The 17,869-nt window shown below is 47.8% G+C and carries 13 protein-coding genes; 10 read left to right on the top strand and 3 right to left on the bottom strand.

What is annotated here, in order from left to right; translation table 11 throughout:
• The first annotated feature begins 95 nt into the window (after nt 1-95).
• On the top strand, nt 96-1,532 hold the full coding sequence (locus MKX68_RS12330; protein WP_340911865.1) for an alanine/glycine:cation symporter family protein: 1,437 nt from the start codon (nt 96-98) through the stop codon (nt 1,530-1,532).
• 104 nt (nt 1,533-1,636) lie between these two features.
• Here the strand turns inward: MKX68_RS12330 and MKX68_RS12335 are convergent, their stop codons facing one another.
• Entirely contained in the window at nt 1,637-2,476 is an 840-nt protein-coding gene (locus MKX68_RS12335; protein WP_338589254.1) for a methyl-accepting chemotaxis protein, read from the bottom strand.
• Between the two features lie 283 nt (nt 2,477-2,759).
• Here MKX68_RS12335 and MKX68_RS12340 point away from each other — a divergent pair, with 283 nt between their 5' ends.
• Nucleotides 2,760-3,452 (top strand): Crp/Fnr family transcriptional regulator, encoded by a 693-nt coding sequence (locus MKX68_RS12340; protein WP_340911869.1) that lies wholly within the window; start codon nt 2,760-2,762, stop codon nt 3,450-3,452.
• Between the two features lie 135 nt (nt 3,453-3,587).
• Here MKX68_RS12340 and pepT read toward each other — a convergent pair whose 3' ends face one another.
• Nucleotides 3,588-4,826, bottom strand: coding sequence for a peptidase T (gene pepT, locus MKX68_RS12345; protein ID WP_340911870.1), 1,239 nt, complete (start codon nt 4,824-4,826; stop codon nt 3,588-3,590).
• Between the two features lie 442 nt (nt 4,827-5,268).
• Between pepT and MKX68_RS12350 the strand changes: the two genes are divergently transcribed.
• Together MKX68_RS12350 and MKX68_RS12355 are read left to right on the top strand one after the other, a co-directional pair.
• A complete protein-coding gene (locus MKX68_RS12350; protein WP_017691642.1) occupies nt 5,269-5,460 on the top strand; it encodes a tautomerase family protein in 192 nt (63 codons plus the stop codon).
• Nucleotides 5,461-5,508: 48 nt separating this feature from the next.
• Nucleotides 5,509-6,543: an NADH:flavin oxidoreductase/NADH oxidase gene (locus MKX68_RS12355; protein WP_340911872.1), complete on the top strand. Its 1,035-nt coding sequence runs from the start codon at nt 5,509-5,511 to the stop codon at nt 6,541-6,543.
• A gap of 260 nt (nt 6,544-6,803) precedes the next feature.
• Here MKX68_RS12355 and MKX68_RS12360 read toward each other — a convergent pair whose 3' ends face one another.
• The gene (locus MKX68_RS12360) at nt 6,804-7,571 is read right to left on the bottom strand and encodes a class I SAM-dependent methyltransferase (RefSeq protein WP_340911875.1); all 768 of its coding nucleotides are present in this window, start codon (nt 7,569-7,571) and stop codon (nt 6,804-6,806) included.
• Between the two features lie 226 nt (nt 7,572-7,797).
• On the opposite strand from MKX68_RS12360, the gene MKX68_RS12365 reads away from it, so the two are divergent.
• The 6 genes from MKX68_RS12365 (at nt 7,798) to MKX68_RS28690 (ending at nt 17,685) form a co-directional block, all read left to right on the top strand.
• Nucleotides 7,798-8,226, top strand: coding sequence for an SRPBCC family protein (locus tag MKX68_RS12365; RefSeq protein ID WP_340911877.1), 429 nt, complete (start codon nt 7,798-7,800; stop codon nt 8,224-8,226).
• Between the two features lie 240 nt (nt 8,227-8,466).
• Nucleotides 8,467-11,562, top strand: coding sequence for an ATP-binding protein (locus MKX68_RS12370; RefSeq protein ID WP_340911879.1), 3,096 nt, complete (start codon nt 8,467-8,469; stop codon nt 11,560-11,562).
• A 99-nt stretch (nt 11,563-11,661) separates the two neighbouring features.
• Nucleotides 11,662-12,825 carry a response regulator gene (locus MKX68_RS12375; RefSeq protein ID WP_340911881.1) on the top strand — a complete coding sequence of 388 codons (1,164 nt, stop codon included), beginning with the start codon at nt 11,662-11,664 and terminating at the stop codon, nt 12,823-12,825.
• A 27-nt stretch (nt 12,826-12,852) separates the two neighbouring features.
• A complete protein-coding gene (locus MKX68_RS12380; protein WP_340911883.1) occupies nt 12,853-14,199 on the top strand; it encodes a deoxyribodipyrimidine photo-lyase in 1,347 nt (448 codons plus the stop codon).
• A 281-nt stretch (nt 14,200-14,480) separates the two neighbouring features.
• On the top strand, nt 14,481-15,656 hold the full coding sequence (locus MKX68_RS12385) for an acyltransferase (RefSeq protein ID WP_338589237.1): 1,176 nt from the start codon (nt 14,481-14,483) through the stop codon (nt 15,654-15,656).
• Between the two features lie 379 nt (nt 15,657-16,035).
• Nucleotides 16,036-17,685 carry an HNH endonuclease gene (locus MKX68_RS28690; RefSeq protein ID WP_445671068.1) on the top strand — a complete coding sequence of 550 codons (1,650 nt, stop codon included), beginning with the start codon at nt 16,036-16,038 and terminating at the stop codon, nt 17,683-17,685.
• Nucleotides 17,686-17,869 lie beyond the last annotated feature (184 nt).

Genomic DNA, 17,869 nt, shown 5'->3' on the forward strand with positions numbered 1-17,869 from the left:
ATCCCGAAGTCTGGGGCTAGTGTTGTGCAGAATGGTACAAACTTTTCACGTGACCATCTCTGTGCTTGAAATACACCATAAAAAGGGGCATACCGATGGAGCAAACAATACAAGATATTGTCGTCATTTTCAATGATTTTCTATGGTCCAAAGTGTTAATTATACTATTGGTAGTATGTGGTATATACTTCACCACCAAGACCCGATTCATGCAATTCCGCATGATTGGAGATATGGTGAAGGTGCTTCTAGAGCCGAAAAGCAAGGAACCAGGCAAAATTTCACCTTTTCAGGCGTTCTGTATTAGTATGGCGGCCCGTGTAGGCACAGGCAATATTACCGGTATTGCATTGGCCATCGCACTGGGGGGACCCGGGGCTGTATTCTGGATGTGGGTTATTGCGATTATTGGTTCTGCCTCCAGTTTTGTGGAGAGCACGTTGGCTCAGATCTATAAAGTGAAGGATAAGGGCGGATTCCGCGGGGGTCCGGCGTATTATATGGAGCGTGGGCTAGGAAAGCGCTGGATGGGGATTTTATTTGCCATTCTCATCACACTTTCATTCGGTTTGGTCTTTAATGCGGTGCAGTCTAACACGATTACCGTTGCATTTGAGAACTCATTTGGCACGGATCGGTTAACGGTAGGGATCATTATGGCCGTGGTATTTGCAGGAATTATTATGGGCGGTGTCAAACGGATTGCGAAAGCGTCGGAATACATTGTCGTTGTGCTTGCTGTATTGTACATTGGGGTAGCGGCTTTTGTTGTGTTGGCGAACATTACCCAGCTTCCGGCCATGATTGCATTGATCGTCAAAAATGCCTTCGGCATTGAACAGGTGGCTGGCGGAACTTTGGGCGCTGCACTGATGAACGGTGTGAAACGTGGATTGTTCTCCAATGAGGCGGGGATGGGTAGTGCCCCGAATGCTGCTGCAACGGCGGATACAACACATCCAGTGAAACAGGGACTTATCCAGGCATTTGGCGTACTGACAGATACGTTAGTGATATGTACAAGCACAGCCATGATTATTTTGCTATCAGGAGTGTACAAAGGTTCCGATCTGGGTGGCATTGAGTTAACTCAGGCAGCATTAAGTGTACATATTGGTTCATGGGCATCGGGATTCCTGGCGGTTATGGTGTTCCTGTTTGCCTTCAGTACACTAATCGGAAATTATTACTACGGAGAAACCAACATTGAGTTTATCAAATCCAACAAAGTTTGGCTGTGGGTATACCGTATTTGCGTTATCGCGATGGTGGTGTTTGGTGCGGTAGCCAAAGTGCAGCTGGTATGGGATTTGGCTGACCTGTTCATGGGGCTCATGGTGGTGGTGAACCTGATTGCGATTCTGATGCTGTCCAAGGTGACGTTCGAAGCATTGAAGGACTACAAAAAACAGAAGGCTGAAGGCCGTGATCCCGTCTTTACCCGGGACCGGATTCATATTCCGGGTGAAGTGGAATGCTGGGAGTCGGAAGAAGAAGTTATTGGAGATAAATCAATACATGTAGCCAATTAAGATTTCATCTGAACGTGGTTGGTTATATACAAATGGGCACAACAAACAACAGGACTTGGATTATCCATCATGGGCAACCCGAGTCCTGTTTGTTTTTATTTTGATTACTTTTTAACCGAATAACTGATCAGTTGTTCGGATAGAGTTTTCATTCGTGCCCCTGTTTCGTTAAGTTGCTCAATCACATCGGTAAAGGATGCTACAAGCGTTGCTTGTTCCTGTGAAGAGGCTGCAATCTGGGAGACTTCAACTTCCATCTGTTTGATGACCTGTTGTACATCTCTCAGGCTGGTATCGATGTCACTTGTAGCTTGTTTGGCATCCACAGAGAGTTTGCGTACTTCGGATGCCACCACGCCGAAGCCGGCGCCTGCCTCACCAACGCGAGCAGCTTCAATAGCGGCATTCAGGCCAAGCAAGTTGGTTTGTTCAGAGATTTCACGAATGAATCCGGCTACTTTGTTGATTTGGGAAGAGTTCTGAACAGCAATCCGTGTGTTCTGCAGGATCTGCTCACTGGTTGCTTGCAATTCTTCGGCATGAGCGGCGACATGCTGCACCATATCAACGAGGTTACCATTGATGGTTTGATTTTCTTGTATAATGTCTTCAAGTTGGTTCTGGTTGGATTGGTCGTAAGATACACAGAAAACAGCAACAACGTTCTGGTTATCATCAAAGATCGGAATGTTCAAAATATCCAGTTCGATACCATAAACTTCCTTGGAGAGAGTAGCAAGGGTTGCTTCTCTTCCGTTTTTTAAGATGGCAAAGTTTTGATACGATTCCAAGAGTGGCATTCCTTTTTCAAAACCAAGGTCAAATTTATCGGTGGTAACAACCTCCAATACCTTTTCGTGATCATATACAGTTAAACTAGCTGGTTCTCTAAGGATCATGCTGATATAAGGCATTACTTTAAGCAGGGCATCTACAACGTTCATGGAAGAGGACCATCCTTTCAATATTTGAATGTATTATTTTTAACGATCTATGGAATGCTCTATCTTTCATCGGATAGAAATGGCTTTTCGTGAACGGCATTTTGTATGAAAGAATGAACATTTTATGATTAAATTTTTAAATATTTACCATGTGAACTGATTTATTGGATATAAGTGTTAGTTGTAACTATTTTTATATCAAGATATTTGTACGAGTGTATATCAATTATGGGACATATGTCCTTTTGCATATGTTATATACGACAACGGAGGGGAAGTCGGAATGAAGGAAATTATGGACTTTGGACTTGTGCGGCAACTTGCCCGTGAGAATGGGTTGGATAAGGTGCTGGACGAGTTTGCGCTCGCTGAGTTGCGACTGCTTGAGGCCGCGAAGGGCGAGATGATATGTGCCAAAGGTGAACGACCCGAGCGATTGTATTTTCTCGTGCAGGGCAAACTCAAGATCTATACCACCCTGCCTAACGGGAAGTCTCTGTTGCTTCGTTTCAGTACACCACTTGCGCTTGTGGGAGATTTGGAACTGGTAAATGGCAAGGAGGCTATGAATACGGTAGAGTCTGTGAGCAAAAGTCTGTTGCTGGGTATCAGTTATCGCGCTCTCCAGAATACGTATGCAGAGAACCCTAAATTTCTCCACTTTATGCTGAGTCAAGTTACACACAAATTGTATACCTTCTCGAACCTGTCGAGTCTGAACATGTTATATCCGGTCGAGAGCCGATTTGCCAGCTATCTGTTGTCCACAATGGGCCAGGACGAGTCCTCTTCGGAAGAGATTCAGACCTCCAAGCTCACCGAACTGGCGGATATGCTGGGCACCAGCTATAGACATCTTAATAGAGTTGTTCAAGATCTGTGTAATCGAAATATTATTCACAAAGTGCAACGAAAGCTTGTGATCTGTGATCTGGAACAGTTACGTGTCATCGCGGGAGGCAATATATATGAGTGATGGCATTTTAAATAAAGACCAAGCCTACATATCTATGCGACATGACGCGACACAATAAACTACAATACGGCATAACAGAGAGCACCCTCCCGAATATCCCAAGGGGTGCTCTTTTTGCACTGCACTTCAAGTGGATTAGATATCTCCGCGTTGCTCGAACAATTGAGCGATCTCTACAATGACACGGGTTGCCTTCACCATATTGTCTACCGATACATATTCGAATTTGCCATGGTAGTTTTCACCGCCAGTGAAGATATTTGGTGTTGGCATGCCCATATAGGATAGCTGGGAACCATCTGTTCCTCCCCGGATGGGGCGAATAACAGGTTCGATGTCCAGTCGGGTCATGGCTTCATGGGCAATATCGACGATCTGGCGTACGGGTTCAATTTTCTCGCGCATGTTATAGTACTGGTCATTCAATTCAACCGTGATGCTTTTCTCTCCATACTTGGTCTTCAGTTCGTTTGCGATATGGAGCAGATTTGTTTTGCGCTCTTCAAACTTCTCTCGGTCGAAATCACGGATGATGTAACTCATTTTCGTCAGCTCAACGTCACCCTCCAAAGACAACAGATGGTAGAACCCATCATAACCGTCCGTGAATTCAGGAGCTTCCTCCACAGGCAGGCGTCTATTCAATTCCATTGCAATTTTCAGAGAGTTCACCATCTTATCCTTCGCTGTTCCGGGATGCACATTGGTGCCTCGTACTGTAATTTTGGCGGCAGCTGCGTTAAAGCTCTCATATTCCAGCTCGCCAAGCGGTCCACCATCAACCGTGTACGCATATTTGGCTCCAAAAGCAGCTACATCGAACTTGTGCGGTCCACGGCCAATCTCTTCATCCGGGGTAAAAGCAACCCGAATCTTACCGTGTTTCACTTCCGGGTGTTCAATCAGATAGGCCATCGCGGTCATGATCTCAGCAATGCCTGCCTTATTGTCTGCACCAAGCAATGTTGTACCATCGGTTGTGATCAGGGTGTGGCCTTTATACTCATGCAGCTCCGGGAAATCCTTGTTGGACAGTACTACGTCTAGCTCCGAGTTCAGCACAATGTCAGCACCGTCATAGTTATCGATAACCTGTGGTTTGACATTTTTGCCAGTAAAGTCGGTCGCTGTATCGAGGTGAGCCAGGAAACCGATTACGGAAACATCTTTGTCGGTATTGGATGGCAGTGTAGCCATGACATAACCGTTCTCATCCATCGTTACATCTTGCAGACCAATGGAGGTACATTCTTCAACGAGCAGTTTGCCCAAGGCCAGTTGGCCGGGTGTGGAAGGGCATGTCTCACTATTTTCATCGGATTGGGTATCCATCTGAACGTAAGTGCTCAGTCTTTGAATTAATATATCTTTCATCTATAATCTCTCCCTAGCTTGAGTAGTATATAAGTTGAGCTACTTGTTTTACACTGATCCACTACGAGGCCAGAATAACCTTCTGATCGCTGTTATCCCCAGATTTTTTGATCCACTTTTACAAAGGTGAAAATCTGAGGATAGCGTATGCTTTCGATGCAGCTTTCTTTCAGAAAGCTTTTAGCTCCGCTTCTACAGGTTATTTCTGCCCTCTCCGTTATCGTGTAACCGTTGGTCACAACTTATGTAAATTGGGTATAGTAATTATTGTGGTTCTCTACGGTTATCATATCATGTTTTGCAGTCATTTCCAGAACGGGGCAGAACCGAAATGTGAGGATGATTAGGTATCAAAAAGGGTACTAGGTCACAAAAATGTACGTACTTGTATTTCTATAACCGAGGTTCATAATAAATGATGAAGAAAGGATGTGTTCAAGACATGCCATTTATCACGGTTAAGGTACTGGAAGGCAAGTCGGTCGAGCAGAAACGTCAGTTGATTGAACGTATGACTCAGGTGGCTTGTGAGACATTGGATGTTGATCCGAGCAAAGTCTTTATCTTCATTGAGGATTTGGAGAAGGACAATTACGGCAAGAACGGAAAACTGTTTTCGGATTTAGACAAATAAGTAAGGCTTCATATATATCATGATCATGGAACAGGAGATGCAACATCAATGACTGAACAATTATTTTCCCCTTATCAATTCAAGAGCCTGCAATTAAATAACCGTGTCGTCATGGCACCGATGTGCCAATATTCTGTCACTGCGAAGGACGGCATTCCGAACGATTGGCATCAGGTTCACTATGTGAGCCGTGCGGTTGGAGGAACAGGACTGATTGTAATCGAGATGACCGATGTAGATCCGGATGGACGTATTACCGATAATGACTTGGGTATATGGTCAGATGAGCATGTGCCTGCCTTCACCAAACTTGTCGATGGAATTCATGCCTACGGCTCCAAAGTAGCTATTCAGATCGCACATGCGGGACGAAAAGCAGAGGATGCACCGCAGCCGGTTGCCCCATCGGTAGTCACATTCCCGGGAGAAAAGTACAAGGAGCCGCGTGCGTTAAGTACAGAAGAGGTAGAAGCCATGGTGCAGAAGTTCGCAGACGGTGTTCGTCGCGCAGTACAGGCTGGAGTGGATACCATTGAGCTGCACGGCGCACATGGATACCTGATCCACCAGTTTCATTCCCCGCTGATGAATCATCGTGAAGATGTATATGGGCAGGATCTGTCCCGTTTTGGCGTTGAAGTCATTCGTGCGGTGAAAAAAGAAATGCCAGCAGACATGCCGCTGATTTTGCGGATTTCGGCCATAGAATACGCGGATGGTGGATACGATATCGACCACACGATCAATATCGCTCGTGCCTACCAAGATGCAGGCGTGGACATGTTCCATATCAGTTCAGGTGGCGAAGGACCTTCGGGACAGCGGAAACCGGGGAACTATCCGGGGTATCAGGTACCATTTGCCCGTCGTTTCCGTGAAGAACTGAACGTTCCTGTAATCGCAGTGGGTATGCTGGAGGATGCAGCATTGGCTCAGGCGGTGATTGGCAACGGTGATGCGGATCTGGTTGCCGTTGGCAGAGGCATGCTACGTGATCCGTACTGGGCGAACCATGCCGCTCTGGAACTGGGTGTCAGCAAGGATCAAGCTGCCATTGCAGAGCAATATTCTCGTGGATACTAACTTGCACTAACATTTACACTTGCCACTCCGATGACAGAATAACCTTTCGATCGCTGTTATCCCCAGATTTTTTTGATTCACTTTTTCAAAGGTGAAAATCTGAGGATAAAGGCGAACGCTCCGCTTCTTCAGGCTATTTCTGCCCTCTGCGTTCTCATGTAAATGTTATTGCAAATTTTATATAGTAAAATAGGCCACAGCAGGGGATAACCTTTGCTGTGGCCTAATTTTTTTATAATGAGAAGCATCAATACGGATGACTACGCTCTTCGAGTCGCTTCATAGACGAATTTTTGATTGGACTGCGTGGGTGGTTGATCCGGGTTAAAGTCGGCGTACACTTTAATGTCAGAGAAACCAATGTGTTCGAGAATTAGGCGTAACTCTTCTATGCCGTACCAGCGCAAGGTAAGCTGTTGCAGCTCCGTAGCAACAAGAGCACCCTGATGCCATTGTTCGTAGCGGATCAGACTCACTTTGTACTGTTGAAGAAGGTTCACTTCAATGGTTTTCACTTCTACCGTGATCGTATCACCATCGGGTAATGAAACGGTTGATGTTTCTACAGAAGAGGGTTGTGTCACATCGGGCAGAAACAGATCAAACACGAGCCTGCCGCCAGGTTCTAAATGCTGAAATAGATTACGTAATACGTTAATCGACGCCTGTCTGTCTTGAATGAGGAGCAGAGAACCTCCGGGAATGATAATTGCCTCGTATCGATATGGAAGGTCAAGCTTCTCCAGATCGGCAACAAACAGCTCAGGCATGGGCAATGCCCGCTCGGTGCAACGAGAACGGCAAGAGTCGATCATATCCATTGAATAATCAATTCCATCCACCTTCAAGCCTGCTTCAAGCAAAGGAATGAGCACTCTCCCTGATCCCGACATGGCTTCAAGGATACGTCCTTTGCAGCGCTGGAGATAATGGCGATAGAATTCAATGTCTCCTCCCAAGGAGTGTCCCACGGGTTTGGTTAGATCATAAACGGCGGTACATAATGGACCGTAATAACTGAAAGACATGGTATAGGTATCCCCCACATTTCAATGTAATGCATTGCAAACGTGGAAGGGAATACGTTAAGATTATCCCTTCCGGCAACGGTTGGAATTGGATTTTTCAGAGCAGACTATCATAGGAATCACGCACCTTTTATGGAATATGTTCCAATTATAGGGTGGGGATAAAGCGGAGGTCAACTTCTATTCGGGTAGTATACGAAATGAAATGTATAAGGAGGTGATTCGAATGGATTCATCATTAAGTTCATCAAGTGCACTGCCAGATATCCGGCAGGAACTGATGCTCCATGCACCTGTAGAGAAGGTGTGGGAAATGGTCTCGACCGAGCAGGGACTGAAAACCTGGTTCATGCCAAGCAATCTGGAACCCGTGGAAGGTCACGAGTTTATATTGGAAGCAGGCCCCTTCGGCCAATCACCATGTCAGGTGACGGAAGTTCTTCCACTGCACAAGCTGTCATTCCGCTGGGGTAAGGACTGGACGTTGACGTTCCAACTGAATGAACAGCCCGAAGGTACGGATTTTACACTGATTCATAGCGGTTGGGATGCAGATAAACTGACCGAGTTTGGACAGGCCCACGCTATCGTACGCGAACGTATGGAACAGGGATGGGCCGGAATCGTTCAGAAGCTTGCTCAAGTTGTTAAATAAATCTTCATTCAATCAACCCCAGGCCATTTCGCCCGTTCATTCCGGTGAAATTCGGCCTGGGGTTCCTTGGTGTACTAGGAGCTGGCGAAAACAGATAGAGATCCTTAAAATTATAAGGAAGTTGACCGATTATGATACGGAAACTATTTCCGTGAGCACCAGAAACGTGTAACATGAATTATAGTGATAAATCGACAGAATTAGACGTCTCTCGCCATTGTGGATGGAAGGAATACATAGATGAGAAAACACTGGATTATGCTGACCATAAGCTTCATATGTATTGTCATTGTTCCACTGGGTTGGATCGCCCAGACGTTAATTAGCGAGCAGAGTAACCCCCAGGCTACAGATGGAAAAATTGACCTTACCCAATGGGACTTTGATCGCAAGGGTGCAGCGTCTCTAAAGGGTGTCTGGGATTTCTACCCTGGGCAGCTGCTGAGTCCGGCAGATATTGAAGCAAGTGTATCCGGTCGCAAGCCATTGCCGGCTTCGTCTGGCACTCAGGTTCCTGCCCGATGGAACAAATCTCTGGGGCAAGCGCATGGGTATGGCACCTATCACCTGCAAGTCCAGCTTACACCCCGGACGATGAAAAACGATTATGGTATACGCACACAGAATATACGCATGGCCCATCGGGTATTTATCGATGGTAAAGAGATTGGTGGCAAAGGCCTGCCAGGAAAGACCAAGGCGACAGATATACAATTAAATCTGCCTTTTACGGGATTCACGTCCATTGAGGGCAACACGGCTGACATTATCATTCAGGTATCGAACTATAGTTATTCTTCCGGGGGCATTGTAGCGCCCATTTTGTTTGGAGACGAGCATAGCATTCTGAAAAGCCAGCAACAAGATTGGCTCAAGGATCTGATGGCCTTATTTGGTTTTATCTTGCCAGCCGCCTTTTTCCTACTACTATTCAGATTACGACGTACGGAGAAGGAACTTCGTTTTCTCGGATTATTCAGCCTTTCTGGTGCGGTGTACGCTCTGACACATGGGGAGAAGTTACTGGGGACGTTTGTACCGTTCCTGACCAATAATGAGATGCTTCGGATTCAGCTCCTTAGTTCAGCCTTTGCCTATTACTTTTTGCTTCGGTATATGGATGCCCGTGTGCCAGGAGCAGTTCATCAGTGGTTTGTTCGTCTGGCTGTAGTGTTGATCGTTACCCAGACCATTGTGGGTCTTACGCTCCCTCCCACGCTTTTCTCGTCTCTTGAGCTTCCCATGTTACTGATCTCCCTTGTTGTCATGTTCTATACGCTGAGAGCGATGTTCTATTGGTTGAAAGGACGGCCGAATGATAGCCACTTTGCACTGGTGAGCATGATGAGCATACTCATGGTTGTTGTGTTGCACACCCTTGGTGCGTTCACTACCCTAGACACAGCGTTCTTTGCGCTGATTGAACTTTTATTATTTGTATTTGCCCAGATGATTGTGACCGCAATCCGCTTCGCACAATCATTCCGAGACGTGGAAGCCCTGTCTGAGCGTTTGCTTGCCATCGACAGCCTGAAGGACGAGTTCATGGCTAACACGTCTCATGAGCTGCGAACTCCCCTGCATGGCATCATTAATATTGCGCAATCCATGCTGGAAGGGGCGGCCGGAGCAGTCACGCCCAAGCAAGCCAAAAATCTGTCCATGATTACTTCAACCGGAAAGCGCCTTTCACTGCTGGTTAACGATATTTTGGATTTTTCCAAATTAAAAAATAGTGAGATCGAGTTGAAACGGGTACCTGTTGATCTGGAATCCGTTGCTCGTACTGTGGTTGAAGTCTCGGGTTTCACGTTTGAGGATAAGCCAGTTATATTGATTCAGCAATGGCCCCAGTCGTTGCCACTTGTGGAGGCAGACGAAGATCGCCTAAGACAAGTTCTGTACAACTTGCTGGGTAACGCCTATAAGTACACTGAGCAGGGTGAGATTCGATTGTACGCTAGTGTTGAAGGGGAGTGGGTGAAGGTATCGGTTACTGATACAGGGGTAGGCATTGCCTTGGACAAACAGGAGGATATCTTCCAGGCGTATGAGCAGAGTAACGGCACGATCGAGCGATTGAATAATGGAACCGGACTGGGTCTCAGTATTACGCGAAAACTCGTTGAGCTTGGCGGTGGTGAGATCTGGGTTGAATCGGAGCCGGGGCAAGGTTCGACCTTTCATTTCACCCTGCCTGTTATGAAGTTGCCGCTGCTGCAATCTCATTCAAAACCAGCTGCCGCCCGATATGTTGCTGCACAGGGGGCAGGGACGAAGGAGCTTGTGACAAGAGAGTCAGATGAGCTGGATGAACTTACGGAAGCTGAGCATACGATTTTGATTGTGGACGATGACCCCGTGAATCGACAGGTATTGCTTAACCTTTTATCGACGGAACGATATCGGGTTATCGCAGCAGATAGCGGGTCCACCGCATTGAAACTTCGTGAAGAATTCCCGTCGATTGATCTTGTCATAACGGACTGGATGATGCCCAAAATGTCCGGACTTGAGTTATGTCGCAAACTGCGTGAGCACAGTTCCCTGTCAGAGTTACCGATTCTGATGCTGACCGCTCGCGGGTTGCCAGAGGATATCAAGCACGGATTCCAGGCGGGAGCCAATGACTTCCTGAGCAAACCGGTGGATGCCGGCGAATTGCGCGCCAGAGTTCGGACGTTAATTGAGATGCGGAGTTCTGTGCAGGAGGCTATTCGGACCGAAATGGCCTTTTTGCAGGCGCAAATCAAGCCGCATTTTCTATATAATGCACTCAATGTGATTATCGCGACCTGTGCAGTGAATCCGGACAAAGCAACCGATCTGCTGATTGAATTGAGTCATTACCTGCGTGGAAGTTTTGACTTCCAGAACAGGGAGCAGCTTGTTCCATTGACCAAAGAGCTGGAATTGGTGGAGTCTTATGTGCATCTGGAACAGGCGAGATTTGAGGAAAGACTGGTGGTTGAGTATGAGGTGGAATCGGACGTGCATCTATATCTGCCACCTCTCAGTATTCAGCCACTTGTGGAGAATGCCATTCGCCACGGCGTGATGGAGAGGGCAGCCGGCGGGACAGTTCAGCTTAGAATTTTCAAAGAGAGCGAGCATGTGGTCGTTCAGGTTCAGGATGATGGTGTAGGTATCCCTCCTGAGCGTATGGCTCAGGTCATGTCAGGGCGCACCGAAGGTCCAGGAGGTGTCGGGCTGCAAAATATAAACCGTCGCCTGATGTCTCTCTATGGTCAGGGACTCGAGATTCATAGCCATGTGGGTAAAGGCACGCAGATCCGATTCCGTATCCCTGTGCAAAAGGTGGATTATTCCAATTAATGTGCCGAGTGAAGCAATTATGGTTAACAGACTAATAAGCGGATGCCGATAAAATCGGTATTCCTATTGAATCTTTCATGGCAGGAGGCTGAAAGAACGGTGAGAGCCATTGTGATCGATGATGAGAAGCCAGCGCAGCTTCATCTGGAGCGACTACTACGAGCGGACGGACGAATTACACCCGTGCAATGTTTTCCAACAGCTCGTGATGGTCTGCATTTTCTGGCAAACGAACGTGTAGATGTTGTATTTTTGGACATTGGAATGCCGGAGATGAATGGCCTGGAAGCGGCTGAATATATACAGCAATTGGATCAGAGTATTTGTATCATCTTTGTTACGGCTTATGCGGACCATGCAGTGGAAGCATTTGAGCTGCATGCACTGGATTATGTACTGAAACCGGTAAGCTCCGCCCGATTGACCAAAACCATTGATCGAATTGCGGGCATAATGTCGCATACTTCCCAAGTTGCAGCCACCGCCGAGATACAGGAATCGGCACCTGTATCTGTGGAGTTGGATACTGAAGTTCCGGGGCTGCTTACGTTCAAACATCTGGATATCTACAGAAGTTTGGATCAGGGTGCCAAGAAACATAAGTGGCGCACAACCAAATCACAGGAATTGTTTGCTTTTTTGTTTCATCACAGGGAAGAATGGGTAAGCAAGGAGATTCTGCTGGATAAGCTGTGGGGTGATGTTTCCCAGGAAAAGGGATTAACCCATCTACATACTTCCGTGTACCAGATTCGAAAGCTGTTTAAGGAATGGAACATGACAGGCAAGCTGGAGTACAATATGAACCGTTATCGCCTGTTATCAGGCAATCTGGTAAGTGATGTGGATCAATTCGAAAAATCCATGGTCTACAACGTCATCACATCAGACAATGTTGATGACTTGAGGCATATGATTCCACTTTATCGTGCCGATTATTTGGAAGAGCATGATTATCACTGGGCACAGGCCAAAGCAAGGGAACTGAGACGGAAGTACACAGGGCTGGTTATGGATATTGCGAGATGGGACATGGAGCATGGTCGTGGCAAGGAAGCGATTGAGCAATTAACGATATTGCAGGAACGGGAGCCTTATTCGGAAGAGATCTGCCGACTCATGATGGAAGTGTATGCATCCATGGATGATCAGCAAGGCATACTTCGTTTATATCATTCATTTACATTGACATTAAATGAGGATCTGGGGTATCAGCCCGAGCCCGAAACAAGCAGGTTATATCAGAACCTGACGGACAAATAAACGTAAGTGCAGACAGGAGGGTGAGGCATGAAGTTATTCATACACCGCAAAGACTTGCGTACGGATGATCTGGCTGCATTCGATTATTTGCGGGAACACCAAGAAGAGAGTGTGCATGTTCTCATCTACGATGCATTTCTCCTGCGGCAAGGCCGAGAGAAGGAACACAGCGGTGTGAATTTTAGGCAGCATGCAGCGGAATTAGGCAGACGTTATCTTGAAGCCAAACGAAAACTGCATGTTGCTTATGGCAATCCAGCTGAAGTGGTTGAATTCATCTTGAACGAATTCAAAGGTGAGATTAACGAGATTGTGGTCCATCGGGATATGACGCCATATGCAATCGAGCGGGATAGGGCCATACGCAAAGTCAGTGAGGCACGCGAGGTTACGTTCACACAACTGACGGATCATCTGCTGATGGATCTGAATGGATTTGCCAATTTTACAGGAAAGTCGGAGCCCTATAAGGTATTTGCGGCTTTTCATCGGCGGTGGGTGGAATTCATGAATGAACATCCCAACCTTCCTTCGGCAACAACGGTTGCAGAGTTGAAGGTGAGTGATCGTCAGATTGAATGGCCGGATGCAATGCAGGTACCTCCGGAGTTGCTTGAGGGCAGTGGTTCGAATGACGAGGACCCGCATCTGCTGTTGGATCAATTCTTGTCGGATCGAATTGCTGAATATGGGGATCATCGGGATGAATATGAGGCGTACGAGCCAAGTCATCTCAGTTCTTACGTAGCTGTGGGGGCTGTATCCATTCGCAAAATGTATGATGCGGCGAGTCGCATGGCTGAGGCTGGGGAATGGATCAGGCAGTTGTGCTTCCGCGACTTCTATCTGTATCGAGCGGTCTATGAGAGTCACTATTTTACATATGAAAAGGTGTACGATCTCTCGGCTCTCCATGATGATCACTTTGAACGGTGGTGCAAGGCAGACACAGGCATTCCGATTATTGATGCAGCGATGACGGAACTGAATGAAACCGGACATATGCCAAACCGGCTGCGGATTCTCACGGCAATGTTTCTCACCAAAAACCTGCAATGCCCATTCACCTTGGGCGAAGCTTATTTCAGGCGCAAGCTGCGTGACTATGATAACATTCAGAACCGAGGTAACTGGCTGTGGTGCGCCTCGCTTGGTGAGAACGCAGCTCCATATTTTCGGGTGAACAATCCGGTAACGCAATCGGAGAAGTACGATCCTCAAGGAGACTACATTCGAAAGTGGTTGCCAGATTTGAAGGATCTGCATAGCAAGGATATCCATCAGCCGCGCAAGGATGCCATTGTTGATCTGAAGGCATCCAGACAGGCGGCAATTGACGTGTATAAACAGATTCTGGCGAGTCGTGGGAAGTAGACTCAGTCAGGGGTGGATTCATGCCCAAACCCAAATTCACCATTTTCATCCGGTTGATCCAATATTCATTTGGTTGAGAGCAGGATGTCCCACAGACCGCGTACTCGCGGTCTTTTTTACATATATAGACATGAAAATAGTGTGAAATGTGTTGAAAATTTAGGAATTGTTAAGAAAATGGACTATCCATCTTAAGCATTATGGCTTTTAATAGATAGAGAGCTTTATTGTATTAAGTCATATCTGACATATTGACGAACACATTAAGGAGAAACGTAAACATGAGTGAAACACTGAAAAGAGAGCGAATTCCAGAGCTGAATCTGGTGCGTGCCATGGCAATTATCGGCGTACTGTGCGTGCATTCCACGTCTTATGCGACGGTGGACATGACGGGCTCAGGCTACTACTGGCTGTACAACTTTATTAATATCTTTATGAAATATGGTACGCCAACCTTTATTTTTATGAGCAGTTTCGTACTGTTCTATAACTATTATTCCCGTCCGCTGGATAAGAAACTCGTGAGTAACTTTTACAAGAAAAGATTTGTGTATATTTTGCTTCCGTACTTCCTGTTTTCATTGATGTATTTTGTTATTCTGCATTTCACGCATTATCAGGGCCGACCGTTTGGTGAATCGGCTGTAAGTTTCATTACGAAATTGTTTACGGGTAAAGCCTATACGCATCTGTACTTTGTGTTTATTAACATGCAATTTTATCTGTTATTCCCATTGGTGTTATGGTTGCTTAAGAAATATCCTTCTGTGGTGAAATGGTCTGTTCCGATTGGACTATTGATTCAATGGGCATTCATCGTAAGTAATAAATATGGATTCCAGGTACCCAACAAGGGAAGCTGGGCGTTCTCATACTTTTCCTATTTCATGCTGGGTGCTTTTATCGGGGTATATTTCCCTAAAATCAAGCAATGGTTTGTCATCAGTCGGGCCAATGCAACCAAAGGACGCGTAGCTTCATGGATTCTGCTCTGGGCGGTCTGGATCATTGCCGGACTTGGCCATGTGTATATCTATTACCTGCTGCGTCTGAAGATCGCAACGTATAACACACTGTGGTATGAATTCTTCTGGAATGTGCATACCTTTGCTTGTGCGCTGGTGCTTATCCAGATTGCCTATCTGCTCTATCGCAAAGGGCCTTCACTCATCGTCAAGCCGCTGAATCGGCTTGGGGCATTGTCCTTTGGCATCTATCTGATCCATCCCTTCTTCCTGCTGGTGTATCGTGAATTTCCACCGCAAACAGGTGTTTCCTGGTTAGTGCATCTGTGGTATGCCGGAGGATTCGGTGTAGCTCTAATCGCTTCGTGGATCGTCGTTGGATTGACGGCAAGGTTTGTTCCATATGCATGGGTCATCTTTGGCAATCTGCCAAAACCCAAACCACGTCTCGTCCCACAACAGAACTCGGGCCAACTGGACGTTCGTTAAGATAGTTTTCCAACACAGGAATAATAAACCGTTTCTTGGTCGACCTTAGGGGAGAGCAGGGAACGGTTTTTTCGTCTATACAGATATGCTGGATGTGGGGAACGAGTGTTTCTTTTTCATGTATGAGGGGTAATCATAAGGCGGAACGATAATACATTATGGATAACAGGATTAAGGTGAATATAATGACAACATGCGAAAAATGCGGGAGACCGATGCAAGATATATTGGAATATGTGGAACACATTCTTCACGAATGCAGTGAACAGACTCAGGAGTACAATTCGAAAGATTATCAGGCTTTTGGCCATGAGGGTGTTCGCGAGCAGATGTGATACAATAGAAAGAAACCGGATTCATACGGAACCGAGGTGACAACATGGAGACGGGTCCAGCCCCTTTCCGGCAAGGAAAGACGGAACAAGAAGCGCGACTGAGCAAAACGTGTATGTATTGCGGACAACAGCGGCCGATGTCCGAATTCCGGCGCAGAACCGGAAAGCGGGCAGGTCCCGGAGCCAGGCGTGGAGCCTGCCGCAGCTGTCGCCAGCTCGGTGGACAGGCTGACCACGATGCAGGTTCAAGCGTGGGCGGGCAAACGAATGAACGGATCGAGCGTCAACGGGATGGCTTGGATACACGTGAGGTTACTGCCAGACCCTCTGCAACTGCAAGAAATGAGGCAGGTCGTACCTCCCATGGTATGGAGCAGGGATCAGCTACGGTGTCTGAGTCTGACAGAAGTCTGTTGTCTCAACCGTCAGCATGTTCATCGTCATCTTCGGATGACGATGAACATGCTGACTTGGTGACTTCCTCACCCTCTTCTTCGGGTATTCGGAAGAAGAGGAGAAGACGGAGGAAGAGCAAGCGATCAGAAAGCATAACGGGCAATGAGCTGAGAGATACGAGTCTGGAGCATGATGGTTTGGCGGGTGAGGTAGGAGATGAGCCACAACCAGGTGAGCGCTGGCGTGGGGTAGAAGGGCATTCGCAGGAGGTTCATGCTGCTGCGAATGATAAGGGCACTGCACAGCGGGCTGGCGCGCGAGCAGCCGCTGCAGGGCAGGCCGCCGAGCAAGCTGCGGCGGCCCACCAGGCTCTGCTGCCAGCTGAGCCGCAAGGCCCGGCAGCAGAGCCCATGGCTGCGGATCAACCGACCGCAGCCAAACGCAAGCGCAAGCGGCGCCGCAAGCGTGCTGCCGCGCTCGCGCCCGGCGCAGGGCAGGCCCGCAGCATAGCTGCTGAGGCCCATGCGCCGGCCTTGAGCGACCGTGGCGATGCCACCACGGTCGCTGCACCTACGGCGGCGGAGGCACAGCCTGCCGCCACCGGGCGCGAGCCTCGGCAAGCGCCGGGGGCTGCTGCGGAGGCAGGGCCTCCTGCGCCCGTGCGCCAGCCTGGCTCGCCAGGGTCCAAGCCGCGCCAGGCGCGCAAGGAGCGTGCGCCCAAGGCGAACGGCGAAGACGCTGCCCGCGTTACATCCGGGCAGCGACCCGCACATGCCAGCCGTAGCCACGGGGCTGGCACGGACGGCCGTCCTCGCCGCCAGACGCCGGCGGCCCCGGTGGCCATCGACCCGGAAGATCCGGCTTCGCTCCGGACCAACCGGCAAGGCATGGTACGGATGCGAGGCAAGACCGACAAAGGCAGACGCTGGCATCAGGAAGTGGACATGGAGCTTGCGGTCACGCTGGTCAAGGAAAAAGCCGCTGTGGTGGTCAATCGGTACACGATTCGCCGATTGTTCAGCAACAAGGATTTCAAGCGGTATATTTTAACCCGAGATCACTACACCTGTTACTTCTGTGGATCGTATGGAGATACGATTGACCATCTGCTGCCGCGTGCCAAAGGTGGACATACCACCCCGCTCAACTGTGTCTGCGCCTGTAATCTGTGCAACCAGTCCAAAGCAGCGATGGATGCCGAAGAGTTCATGCGTTCCGGTATTCCCGAATGGAATGCTGCACATCAGGCAGAACTGATTGAACTGGCAATGCAGGAAGCGCAGCTGGAAGAAGGATAAATGCCCCCGAACATGGAATCGGGGTTTTGATATGAAGAGCACACCAAGACCACAGAGGTCGAGGTGTGCTTTTTTGATTTAATTCTGATTTGGGTGGGAAGTGAGTTTGCTGTGCAATAATTTCTTCAAATTGACAACGGTGTTCATCGAAGATGTACGTTATACTGGGAGGGAGTTGCTAAAG

This window comes from Paenibacillus sp. FSL M8-0212 (assembly GCF_038004645.1).
Lineage (GTDB): Bacteria > Bacillota > Bacilli > Paenibacillales > Paenibacillaceae > Paenibacillus.